The organism is Hymenobacter aerophilus DSM 13606, assembly GCF_000382225.1.
Lineage (GTDB): Bacteria > Bacteroidota > Bacteroidia > Cytophagales > Hymenobacteraceae > Hymenobacter > Hymenobacter aerophilus.
Map to the genome: position 1 here is coordinate 188,018 of NZ_KB907801.1, position 12,126 is coordinate 200,143.

General features: G+C 64.9%; 9 protein-coding genes. All 9 read left to right on the plus strand.

Going from position 1 to position 12,126, the window contains the following annotated elements; all coding sequences use genetic code 11:
• Positions 1-13 precede the first annotated feature (13 nt).
• The 9 genes from atpB to H145_RS23880 all read left to right on the plus strand — a co-directional run bounded on the left by atpB (position 14) and on the right by H145_RS23880 (position 11,968).
• Entirely contained in the window at positions 14-1,066 is a 1,053-nt protein-coding gene (gene atpB / locus H145_RS0102335) for a F0F1 ATP synthase subunit A (protein ID WP_019946526.1), read from the plus strand.
• 59 nt (positions 1,067-1,125) lie between these two features.
• Positions 1,126-1,386 carry an ATP synthase F0 subunit C gene (gene atpE / locus H145_RS0102340; RefSeq protein ID WP_019946527.1) on the plus strand — a complete coding sequence of 87 codons (261 nt, stop codon included), beginning with the start codon at positions 1,126-1,128 and terminating at the stop codon, positions 1,384-1,386.
• Positions 1,387-1,534: 148 nt separating this feature from the next.
• The gene (locus H145_RS0102345; protein WP_019946528.1) at positions 1,535-2,029 is read left to right on the plus strand and encodes a F0F1 ATP synthase subunit B; all 495 of its coding nucleotides are present in this window, start codon (positions 1,535-1,537) and stop codon (positions 2,027-2,029) included.
• Between the two features lie 105 nt (positions 2,030-2,134).
• Complete coding sequence (gene atpH / locus H145_RS0102350) at positions 2,135-2,695, plus strand: ATP synthase F1 subunit delta (protein ID WP_026351211.1); 561 nt, start codon at positions 2,135-2,137, stop codon at positions 2,693-2,695.
• A 6-nt stretch (positions 2,696-2,701) separates the two neighbouring features.
• Positions 2,702-4,282, plus strand: a complete 1,581-nt coding sequence (gene atpA, locus H145_RS0102355) for a F0F1 ATP synthase subunit alpha (protein ID WP_019946530.1) — start codon at positions 2,702-2,704, stop codon at positions 4,280-4,282.
• 189 nt (positions 4,283-4,471) lie between these two features.
• Positions 4,472-5,362 (plus strand): ATP synthase F1 subunit gamma, encoded by an 891-nt coding sequence (gene atpG, locus H145_RS0102360; RefSeq protein WP_019946531.1) that lies wholly within the window; start codon positions 4,472-4,474, stop codon positions 5,360-5,362.
• A gap of 924 nt (positions 5,363-6,286) precedes the next feature.
• On the plus strand, positions 6,287-10,165 hold the full coding sequence (locus tag H145_RS19585) for a type IIG restriction enzyme/methyltransferase (RefSeq protein WP_019946532.1): 3,879 nt from the start codon (positions 6,287-6,289) through the stop codon (positions 10,163-10,165).
• A 63-nt stretch (positions 10,166-10,228) separates the two neighbouring features.
• A complete protein-coding gene (locus tag H145_RS0102370) occupies positions 10,229-10,630 on the plus strand; it encodes a hypothetical protein (RefSeq protein ID WP_019946533.1) in 402 nt (133 codons plus the stop codon).
• A 717-nt stretch (positions 10,631-11,347) separates the two neighbouring features.
• The gene (locus H145_RS23880; RefSeq protein WP_019946535.1) at positions 11,348-11,968 is read left to right on the plus strand and encodes a hypothetical protein; all 621 of its coding nucleotides are present in this window, start codon (positions 11,348-11,350) and stop codon (positions 11,966-11,968) included.
• Positions 11,969-12,126: the final 158 nt, after the last annotated feature.

Here is a 12,126-nt window from a genome sequence, read left to right on the forward strand (position 1 = left end):
TAAGCTACTCTGAATGAAGCGCTTACTTTTTGCCCTCCTTTGCCTCTTCTCGCTGACCGCCCGTGCCAGTGAGCCCGTGGCTACCACGGCCGACGCCACGGAGGCCGAAGGATTCCAGCCCGGCGAAATGATTTTGCACCACATCGGCGATTCGCACGAGTGGCACTGGTTCTCTCTCGGCGAAGATCATTACACCACCTACCTGCCCGTTCTGGCCTACCGGGCCGGCCACGGCGTATCGGCTTTCTCGTCGCGCGAGCTGGCCGAGGGCAAAACCTACGACGGCCTGAAGCTGGAGCATGAGCACCTGGTTTCGGAGGACGGCGCTAAGGTCTACGACTTCTCCATCACCAAGAACGTGGCTTCGCTGATTCTGAGCGCGGCCGTGCTGCTGCTGGTGTTTACGGCCGTGGCTCGCGGCTACGCCAAGCGCGGCACCGAGGCTCCGCGCGGCATTCAGTCGTTCTTCGAGCCCATCATTGTGTTCGTGCGCGACGAAGTGGCCAAGAAGTCCATCGGCCCCAAGTATGAGCGCTACATGCCGTATTTGCTCACGGTGTTCTTCTTTATCTGGTTCAACAACCTGATGGGCCTGATGCCCGGCGGCGCCAACCTCACCGGCAACATTGCCGTGACCATGACGCTGGCCATCATCACGCTGCTCATCACCCTGTTCAGCTCCAACAAAAATTACTGGGCCCACATTTTCGCCACCCCCGGCGTGCCCAAGGCCCTGTTGCCCATCATGATTCCGGTCGAGCTGATTGGCGTTTTCGTAAAGCCCTTCTCGCTGATGGTGCGACTGTTCGCCAACATCACGGCCGGTCACATTGTAACGCTGAGCTTTATTGCGCTCATCTTCATCTTCCGCAACATTGGCGTAGCCCCCGTAACGCTGGCCTTCGGCTTGTTCATCTTCTTCCTGGAACTGCTGGTGGCCATTCTGCAGGCCTACATCTTCACGCTGCTCACCGCCATGTACATCGGCGGCGCAGTGGAGGAGCACCATGATGCCGACTACCAGATGGGCGGCGGCGACGGCGCTACGCCGGCCCAGGTTCACTAAGGCCTCCCATTTCCTGCCCCTAACTTTTTTTCGTTTTTCACTTCCCCAAATTCTTTTTTATGCTTCTTTCTCTGTTGTTGCAGGCCATTACTAATTCTGCTGGTCTGGCCGTATTCGGTGCCGCTATCGGTGCTGGTCTGGTTGCTCTGGGTGCCGGTCTGGGCATTGGTCGTATCGGTGGTCAGGCTATGGAAGCCATTGGCCGTCAGCCAGAAGCGTCGGGCAAAATCCAGACGGCTATGCTGATTGTTGCCGCTCTGATTGAAGGTCTGGCCCTGTTCGCCGTAGTAGTCTGCCTGCTGATTTCCTTCAATCTCTAGGGATAGAGGTAGTACCAGAGCAGCCCGCTGCGCTAGGTCGCTTTAGCGCACGGCGTAGCGGGCTGTTTGGCTTCTCCGGAGCCGGGGCCCCGTCAGGGTCCGCCCGCCGGATTTCAGCGTCCCCAGTACTCCTTACTGATTACTTTCCATGAATATTGTAACGCCCGATTTTGGCCTGATTTTCTGGCAGGTGGTGATTTTCCTCATCGTCCTGCTGTTGCTGCGTTCCTTCGCCTGGAAGCCTATTCTCAGCTCCCTCAAGGAGCGTGAAAGCTCCATCGAAGGTGCCCTGCGCATGGCCGACCAGGCCAAGCTGGAGATGCAGCAGCTGCAGGCCGGCAACGAAAAGCTGCTGGCGGAAGCCCGCATGGAGCGCGACCGGATTCTGAAGGAAGCCACCGCCATGTCGACCCAACTCGTGGAATTGGCCAAAACCAGAGCCACCGAGGAAGGCAGCCGCATGATTGCCCAGGCCCGCGAAGCCATCCAGAACGAGAAGAACGCCGCCCTGGCCGAGGTGAAAAACACCGCCGCCCAGCTCTCCATCGACATTGCCGAGCGCATCCTGCGTCGCGAGCTGACCGATCAGCCCGCCCAGCAGCAACTCGTCGATTCGTACCTGAAAGAAGTAAAGCTTAACTAAGCGGCAAGCTGTAAGCTGCAAGCTGCAAGCTTCTGTTCTGAATTTAGAGCAGAAGCCGGACAGTAAACTTGCAGCTTGCGGCTTGTAGCTTGCAGCTAAAAAAATATGTCTGAACTACGAGTTGCTTCCCGTTACGCCAAGTCGCTGATTGATTTGGCCCTGGAGCGGGGTGAGCTGGAGCAGGTGAAGCAGGACATGGACCTGTTCAGCAAGACGCTGGGCGAGAACCGCGACCTGCGGCTGCTGCTGCGCAACCCCATTGTCAAGCACGATAAGAAGCTGGCCATTCTGCAGGCTATTTTCGGCGGCAAGGTCACGGCGCTGACGGAGAAGTTCTTCACGCTCGTAACCCAGCACAACCGCGAAAACTCGCTCGTTTTCATCGGCGACGAGTTTCTCAAGCAGTACAACCTGAAAAAGGGGATGCAGGTGGCCCAGGTGACCACCGCCACCACCCTCGACCCCCAGTTGCGCGAGTCGTTGCGCCAGCTCGTGCGCGAGCAGGCCGGCCTGCCCGACGTAACGCTCCAGGAAAAAGTAGACCCCTCGCTGATTGGCGGCTTCGTGCTCCGTATCGGCGACCAGCTCATCGACGACTCGGTGAGCTTCCGGCTGCGCAAGCTGCGCACCGAATTCTCGAAGAATCCCTACCAACCCCAACTATAACCCACCATGGCAGACGTACGTCCGGATGAAGTATCCGCCATTCTGCGGGAGCAACTCTCCAACTTCAAAACCGAAGCCGAACTCGAAGAGGTGGGCACGGTACTGCAGGTTGGCGACGGTGTAGCCCGCATCTACGGCCTGGGCAACGCCCAGTCGGGGGAATTGCTCGAATTTGAAAACGGCCTTCAGGCCCTGGTGCTCAACCTCGAAGAAGACAACGTCGGGGCCGTAATGCTCGGCGACTACTCCGACATTCGGGAGGGCGCCACCGTGCGCCGCACCAACAAAATTGCCTCCATCAAGGTGGGCGAGGGCATTGTGGGCCGCGTGGTCAACACGCTGGGCCAGCCCATCGACGGCCGCGGCCCCATCCAGGGCGAAACCTACGAGATGCCGCTTGAGCGCAAGGCGCCCGGCGTAATCTTCCGTCAGCCCGTAACCGAGCCCATGCAGACGGGCATCAAGTCGATTGACGCGATGATTCCGATTGGCCGCGGCCAGCGCGAGCTCATCATCGGCGACCGGCAGACGGGTAAGTCGGCCGTAGCTATTGACACCATCCTCAACCAGCGCGAGTTCTTCGAGCGCGGCGAGCCCGTGTTCTGCATCTACGTGGCCGTGGGCCAGAAGGCCTCGACCGTGGCCCAGGTGGTAAACGCCCTGACCAAGGGCGGCGCCATGGACTACACGGTTGTCGTTTCCGCTTCGGCTTCCGATCCGGCCCCCATGCAGTTCTTCGCGCCCTTCACGGGTGCCGCCATCGGCGAGTACTTCCGCGACACGGGCCGTCCGGCTTTGGTGGTTTATGATGACCTGTCGAAGCAGGCCGTGGCGTACCGCGAGGTGTCACTGTTGCTGCGTCGCCCGCCGGGCCGCGAGGCTTACCCCGGCGACGTATTCTACCTGCACAGCCGTTTGCTGGAGCGTGCGGCCAAGATCAACGCCTCCGACACCATTGCCCGGGACATGAACGACCTGCCCGAGAGCATCAAGCACCTCGTGAAGGGCGGCGGCTCGCTGACGGCATTGCCCATCATCGAGACCCAGGCCGGCGACGTATCGGCGTACATCCCGACCAACGTGATTTCGATTACCGACGGCCAGATCTTCCTCGAAACCAACCTGTTCAACTCCGGTGTGCGCCCCGCTATCAACGTGGGTATCTCCGTGAGCCGGGTAGGGGGTAACGCCCAGATCAAGTCGATGAAGAAGGTGGCCGGCACGCTGAAGCTGGACCAGGCCCAGTTCCGCGAGCTGGAGGCCTTTGCCAAGTTCGGCTCCGACCTCGACGCCTCGACCCGCCTCACCATTGAGCGCGGCCGTCGCAACCTCGAAATCCTGAAGCAGCCCCAGTTCTCGCCCCAGCGCGTGGAGGACCAGGTGGCCATCATCTACGCCGCCACCAACGGCCTGCTCGACCGCGTGCCCGTCAACAAGGTGCGCGAGTTCGAGAAGGAGTTCACCCAGACCATGCAGACCCGCCACCCCAACGAGCTGGCGGCCCTCAAGGCCGGCAAGCTCGATGACACCGTCATCGGCGCCATCCGCCAGGTCGCCAACGACCTGTCGGCGGTATATTCTTCGTAAGCTACAAGCTGTAAGCTGCAAGTCGCAAGCTGATGTTCAGTTATCAGGTTGAAGGCTTGTAGCTTGCCGCACCCAGCTCAGCACACATGTTAATTAATCTATAAGCCCCAGGCCGTAAGCTTTACGCTGACATTCGTTTGTCAGGTAAAAGCTTGCAGCTTGCAGCTTGTAGCTTGCAGCTCAACCCACATGGCTAGCTTAAAAGAAGTCCGCAACCGCATTGTGTCGGTGCAGAGCACGCAGCAGATTACCAAAGCCATGAAGATGGTGGCGGCGGCCAAGCTGCGGCGCGCCCAGGACAACATTCTGCGCATGCGGCCCTACGCCCAGCGCCTCAACGGTATCCTGGGCAACCTCACGGCCCTGGCCGGCGAGGAGGTGCAGAGCGAGTACGGCGTGGCCCGCCTCGTGCGCCGCGTGCTCATCATCGCCATCACCTCCGACCGCGGCCTGGCGGGCGCCTTCAACTCCAACGTGTTCAAGGCCACCAACGCCATGATTCAGGCCCGGTACGCCGAGCAGAACGCCTCGGGCAACGTGGTGGTGATGGCCATCGGCAAGAAGGCGCACGACTACTTCGGCAAGCGCGGGCCGCTGCTGGGCGACTACCAGCACGTGTTCGGCAAGCTCTCGTTTGACACCGTGCGCGTGGCGGCCGAGCAGGCCATGGATGGCTTCCGCAGCGGTGAGTTCGACGAGGTGGTGATGGTGTACAACGAGTTCCGCAACGTGGCCACCCAGGTCATTCAGGTGGAGCAGCTGCTGCCGCTGCTGCCCGCCGCGCAGCCCGTTTCCGACGCCGCTACCAGCAACGTGGACTACATCTTCGCGCCTTCGCAGGAGGAGATTGTGCAGACCCTGATTCCGCAGTCGCTCAAGATTCAGCTCTACAAGGCGGTGCTCGAAAGCAATGCCTCGGAGCACGGCGCGCGCATGACGGCCATGGACAAGGCCACCGACAACGCCGGCGAGTTGCTCAAGGAGCTCAAGCTGACTTACAACCGCACCCGCCAGGCCGCCATCACCACCGAGATTCTCGAAATCGTGGGTGGCGCCGAAGCCCTGGCCGCGAGCCGGTAGCGTTTCCTCAGCTCTTAGCTGACAGCGGTTAGCTGATAGCTTTCGTTTTAAGGCCCGTTTCCGAGAGGAAGCGGGCCTTTTGCGTACGTGGGCGGCCCACCTTCCCCGCCGGCCCACCCCACCCCCCGGCCCCCTCCGGGAGAGGGGAGCGGGTGCCCGCCGGCTGCCGGCGCAGGGTGCGGCGCGGGCGTTGCACCGGCCGCTTACAGGCCCGCCACCCGGCCACCGAACAGGGGGCCAGCCGTAGCGGGGGCGCTGTGCAGCGGCCCGATAGCCCCGGAGGGGCGGCATATCGGTAGCCAGGCGGCCTGCTGAACGGTAGAGCCCCAGCGGGGCGACACCTTCCGTTGGCTTGCTGGTGTCGCCCCGCTGGGGCTCGAACTGCCGGCTGCTTTGCTGCTACCGATATGCCGCCCCTCCGGGGCTACCCGACGGACGGGGGAGGGGCCTGCCGTAGCGGGGCCGCCCGCCGCGGGCGCCTCACCCCCCGGCCCCCTCTCCTCAACAGGAGAGGGGGAGCCTGAACTTCCCTTGTGGATGGCAGTAGGAGCAGTCGTTGAACGCACCCCCTCTCCTTTTCCGGAGAGGGGGCCGGGGGGTGAGGCGCCCACCAGAGCCGTTGAACGCACCCCCTCTCCTTTTCCGGAGAGGGGGCCGGCGGGTGAGGCGCCCACCAGAGTCGTTGAACGCACCCCCTCTCCTTTTCCGGAGAGGGGGCCGGGGGGTGAGGCGCCCGCCAGAGCCGTTGAACGCACCCCCTCTCCTTTTCCGGAGAGGGGGCCGGCGGGTGAGGCGCCCACCAGAGTCGTTGAACGCACCCCCTCTCCTTTTCCGGAGAGGGGGCCGGGGGGTGAGGCGCCACGCCCGCCCGACGACGCCCACCCGCCGGACCAATCAGCCGCCGCGCCGTACCTTACCGGGGCTATGCTACACCCCGCTATCCTCACGCCGGCCGCTGCCACGGCCGGGCTGCGCCGCCTGCGGCCCACCGAAACCCAGCTCGCCGACTTCCGCGGCCACCTGGCGGAGCTGCTGCGCCACCTCGACCCCACCAAGATCGAGCGCCACGGCGAAACCCACATCGTGGACTTCCTCAGGGCCGTGAGCCGGCCCGAGGCGGGCGGGGCGCGCTACGTGAACGTGCGCGGCCGGCGCGACCTGGTGGTGCACCTCGGCGACACGGCCGACTCGCCGGTGGGCGTGGTGCTGGAGGTGAAGGGCCCCAGGAACGCCCAGGAGATGCTGGCCCCCGACGACCTCAACCGCAAGGCCTTCCGCCAGCTGCTGCTCTACTACCTGGAAGACCGCACCGACGACCGGGCCGACGACTTCCGCCGCCTCATCATCACGACGGGCTACGAGTGGTACGTGTTCGATGCGCTCGACTTCCACCGCCGGTTCTGGAAAGACAAGGCCTTCGTGCGGGCCTTTACCGAGTGGAAAGCCGGCGCCAAGGCCAGCACCGACGTCGAGTTCTTCTACAAGCGCATTGCTGGCCCCAAGCTGACGGAGCTGACGGGCGAGCTGCCGGTGGTGTACGTGGATTTGCGTCCCGGCCTGCCCACCGCGGCCCGCGAGCTGGAAGCCCTCTACCGCCTGTTCCACCCCGCCTACCTGCTCAAGGAGCCCCTCGTGGGCCGGCGCGACCCCAACACGCTCAACCAGGAGTTCTACCACGAGCTGCTGTACCTGCTGGGGCTCAAGGAAGACAAGCAGGCGGGCCTGCGCCGCATCGGGCGCTGCCCGGTGGGCGAGCGGCAGCCCGGCGCGCTGCTCGAAAACTGCCTGCGCAAGCTCGAAACCGGCCACGACCTCAACCGCCTGCCCCTGGCCCAGCGCCTCGCCTACGGCCCCACCCTCGAAGCCCAGCGCGAGGGCGTGGCCCTGGCGTTGTGCCTGATGTGGGTGAACCGCCTGTTGTTCCTCAAGCTGCTGGAGGGCCAGCTCGTGCGCTACCACCCCGCCGACGCCGCCGACGCCTTCCGCTTCCTCACCCCCGCCCGCCTGCCCGAGTACGACGAGGTGCAGGCCCTGTTCTTCGAGGTACTCAACCGGCCCGAGGCGTTGCGCTCGGCCGACGTGGCCCAGGAGTTCCCGCAGGTGCCCTACCTCAACTCGTCCTTGTTCGAGCCCAGCGAGCTGGAGGGCCTCACCGTGGAGATTAGCGGGCTGCGCGACGGGCTGGGGCTGGCCCCGTTTCCGGGTTCGGTGCTGGCCCGCAAGGGCGCCCCGGCCGTGCCCACGGGCAAGGGCCACACCGCCGCCGCCCCGCAGTGGGCTGCGTTGCCCTACCTGCTGCACTTTCTGGATGCCTACGACTTCGCCACCGACCCCACGGCCGCCGCCACGCCCGCGCCCGAGGGCGGCGGGGGCGGGGCGGGGGCGCGGCCGCTGCTGTCGGCGGCCGTGCTGGGGCTCGTGTTCGAGAAGATAAACGGCTACCAGGACGGCTCGTTCTACACCCCCGGCTTCATCACCATGTACATGGCCCGCCAGACGCTGGGCCGCACCGTGCTGCGCCACTTCCGCACCGCGCCCGACTGGCCGGGGCTGGCTTCCTGCGAAACCCTCGACGACCTGCAGGACCAGCTGCTGCCGCTGCCCCGCGCCCGCCGCCAGCAGGCCGCCGCCTACTTCAACACCCTCACCGTGCTCGACCCCGCCGTGGGCTCGGGCCACTTCCTGGTCAGTGCCCTCAACGAGCTGCTGGCCCTGAAATGCCGGCTGGGGCTGCTGCTCGACGAGGAGGGCGCCCGCCTGCCCTACCAGCTGGAAGTGGAGCACGACGAGCTGCTGGTAACCGACCTCGACGGGCTGCCCGCCCCCTACCGGGTGGCCACCTTCGCGGCCGATACCGGGCGGCGCACCGTGGGCCCCGAGCGTACCCGCCTGCAGCGCGCCCTGTTCAGCGAGAAGCGCGCCCTGATGGAGCACGCTTTGTTCGGCGTCGACCTCAACCCCAACTCGGTGCGCATCTGTAGGCTGCGCCTCTGGATTGAGCTGCTCAAGCACGCTTACTACAAGCCCGAAACCGACTTCCGGGAGCTCGAAACCCTGCCCAACCTCGACCTGAACGTGCAGACCGGCAACTCGCTGCTGGCCCGCTTCCCGCTCGATGCCGACCTGTCGGACGTGTTCCGGCAGAAGAAGTTCTCGCTGCCCCAGTACCGCGCCGCCGCCCACGACTACTTCGGCAGCCGCGGGCGCGAGCAGAAGGCGGCCCTGCTCGACTTCTTCCAGCAGCTCAAACAGCAGTTCACGGCCGTGCTGCACAAGCGCGACCCCAAGCGCGAGAAGCTGCGCCTCTACCGCAACCAGCGCATCGTCCTCGACACGCAGGTGTCGCTCCTGCCCGAGACCAGAAAGGAAGCCGAAGCGCGCCACTTCGAGCTGCGGCGGCTGGAGCTGCTGGCCGACAAGCTGCAGGCCGACGTAGACGCCCACGAGCAGGGAGCCCTCTACCGCGACGCCTTCGAGTGGCGGTTCGAGTTTCCGGAGGTGCTCGACGAAACGGGCGCCTTCCGGGGCTTCGATGTCGTCATCGGCAACCCGCCCTACATCCGGCAGGAAGCCTTCGCCGCCCTCAAGCCCATCTTCAAGCAGCGCTTTGCCACCTTCGACGGCAAGGCCGACCTCTACGTGTACTTCATCGAGCTGGGGCTGGGCCTGCTGAAACCCGGCGGCGAGCTGTCGTACATCGCGCCCAACAAGTGGCTGCGCGCCGGCTACGGCGGGGCGCTGCGCCAGTGGCTGCCCGAACACCACACCCTCGTCGAGTTCCTCGACTTCGGCGACCTGCCCGTGTTCACCGAGGCCACCACCTACCCGGCCATCGTATCGGTGCAGCGCACCGCGCCCGCGCCCGCCAGCTCCTTCCGGGCCGCGCTGCTGCCCCGGCTGCCCCCGCCCGACCTCGATACGCTGGCACTCACCCACGCCCGCCCCGTTACGCAGGCCGGCTTGCAGCCCACCGGCTGGAACCTGGCCGACGACGCCAGCCAGGCCCTGCTGGCCCAACTCAAAGCAGCCGGCACGCCGTTGGGCGAGTATGTGGAAGGAAAAATCTTCTATGGCATCAAAACCGGCGCTAATGTCGCTTTCGTAATTGATGCCGCTACGCGGGACGAGCTGATTAACAAAGACCCCCGTTCGGCGGAAATCATCAAGCCCTTCTTAGCTGGGCGGGATGTAAAGCGGTACCGTCAGCCGGTTGCGACAAACTATCTGCTCTTTACCCGGCACGGCATCAATATAGAGGAGTACCCGGCAGTATTGACCTACCTCGAACAGTTCCGCAAGCAGCTGGAACCACGCCCCAAAGGTCTGACTGGGCAGGCTGCAAAGGAATGGCCCGGCCGCAAGCCAGGAAGCTATAAATGGTTTGAGGTGCAAGACAACATTGCCTACTATAAGGAGTTCGAGAAGCCGAAGATTATGTGGCAGGAAATTGCCACGTACCAGGCTTTCACTTTGGAAGTAGAAGCCATGTATTCCAACAACAAGACCTTCATTATCCCTATAGATGATAAGTATTTGTTGGGGGTGCTAAACTCAAAACTTGTCTGGTTCTTCTTGAATAGTGTAGCCTCAAAGCTGGCCGGTGGTGCCCTGGCAATGCAGACGCCCTACGTCTCGCAAATCCCCATCCCCGCCGCCACGCCCGCGCAGCAGGCCGAAATTGCCGGGCTGGTGCAGCAGGTGCTGGCCGCCAAAGCCGCCGCTGCCGCCGCCGATACCACCCCGCTGGAGGCGCAAATCGACGCGCTGGTGGCCGCCCGCTACGGCATGGCCCTGCCCGCTTGATACCCGCCGTTGGCCGTCGTATATTTGATGGTCTGCCCGACGTTACTTCTATCCTTTTCCGTTATGGTTCCGCTCTATAGCAACGCCGCCGGCGAGCTGCTGGCCCACCCTGCCGGCTACGCCCTGGTGCGCTACCGCGCCGGTGCGGCCGAAGTGGCGCCCCTGGCCGAGCTGCTCACGCGCATGGCCCGGCTGCTGGTGCGCAACCGCTGGCACTACCTGCTCTCCGATGCCCGCAACCTGCCCCCCTTGCCGCCCGCCTGCAAAGCCTGGATGGTGGAGAACTGGGTGGAGGGCCGCATCGAGCGCCCCGCGGTGGTGCACGTAGCCGTGGTGCAGCCCACCGCCGTGCTGGCCCGGCTGGCTACCTTCGAGATACAGGCCCAGGCCAAGGGCAAAACCCACTACTACCACTTCGCCGACGAGGCCGCGGCCCACACCTTCATCATGGCCAACCAGGCCTAGCGGGGGCCGCCGGCCCGCGCCCGGCTCCGGCCCCAGGCCCCGGCTGCCCCCGGCCGCGCCCCGCCGCCGGTAGCCCACAAGCCCTCAGGCGCTTACGCGAAAATAAATGTGCCCGCCCCCTTGCACAGAAGCGGGGCGTTCTGCTATCTTGGAAGCCACGTCGGAGCCGACGGAGCCGGGGCCGGTGCGGCGCCCGCTACGGCCGCGGCGGGTGCCACTCCTAGCCCTTCGTGCGCGTGTGTAGCTCTTGGTTTGCCGCCCGGCCCCGCCCCGGTCTCTGCGCCCCCGGTGCCCCCGCCCGCACCCCCCGCGCCCCCCGGCCCGCCAGCAGCGTTGCCCGCCGCTTCTCCCGCAACCCCCGCCATTTTCGTCGCACCGAACGCGCCGTCCGGTGCGTTGGTTGGCGTCTTCGTCGCACCGAAGACGCTTTCCGACGCACCGAAGACGCCAACCAACGCACCGAAAACGCTGTCCGACGCACCGAAGACGCCAACCAACGCACCGAAGACGCCTTCCGGTGCGTCGGAAACGCCAACCCACGCACCGAAGACGCTGTCCGACGCACCGGAAAGGGTCTTCGGTGCGTCGGAAGCCGCTGCCGGCTTAGCGAAAAGCGGCACCGGGGCCGCCGCGGGGCAGTATGGTGGCAAAGAACGCAGGTGCGCCGGGGCCCGCGGGCCGTTCTCTCCTGTCAACTCTTTTACCGTCGCGTTTTTTATGGCAACCCGTAAGCTGATTACCAATTATGCCGAAGTATCCAAGATGGACATCGGTCCGCTGGCCCAGAACTGCCTGACCAGTCTGGCCAACAACCCCCGCTACCCCGAGGCCCAGGCCTTTACCACCGTACTGCAGGCCGCCCTGGCCCCCTACCAGACGGGGGCCAGCGTGCTGCACCCTACGCCCACCCAAACCGCCGAGCTGGCCCAGCGCCGCCAGGCCCTCAACCTGGCCCTGAACGCGGTGGCCCAGATGGCCAACGGCCTGTACCCCACCGACGAGGCGGCCCTGCTCAGCTCGGGCCTCACGCTGAGCAAGGAGCGCGAGCGGCACACCACCCTCGAAGCGCCCGGCAAGTTCCAGCTGGTCGATGGCCCCCAGCCCGGCACGCTCTGCGCCAAGGCCAAGCGCCCGCCCCACGCCGTGGCCCTCAAGTACCTCTACACCCTCGACGCCACCAAGCCCGACAACCAGTGGCTGACGGTGGTCGTGCGCGACGGCGACGCGCTGCTCACGGCCTGCAAATCGGCCGACCGCGTGTACTGCAAAGTAGCCGCCGTGGGCGGCGACCACGACCAGCAGCCCTACACCGAAGTGCTGAGCCGCCTGGTGCAGTAGGCGTACCTCACCCCCTAGCCCCCTCTCCTCAGGGAGAGGGGGGACTAGTTTCTAGCCTTCTAGCAGTTAGCTCCCCTCCTTGGAAAGGAGGGGCTGGGGGTGGTTGAGGCTAGCAGAACATTGGTTGGGGCTATCCGTGTCGTTCCGGCGTCGTCAAC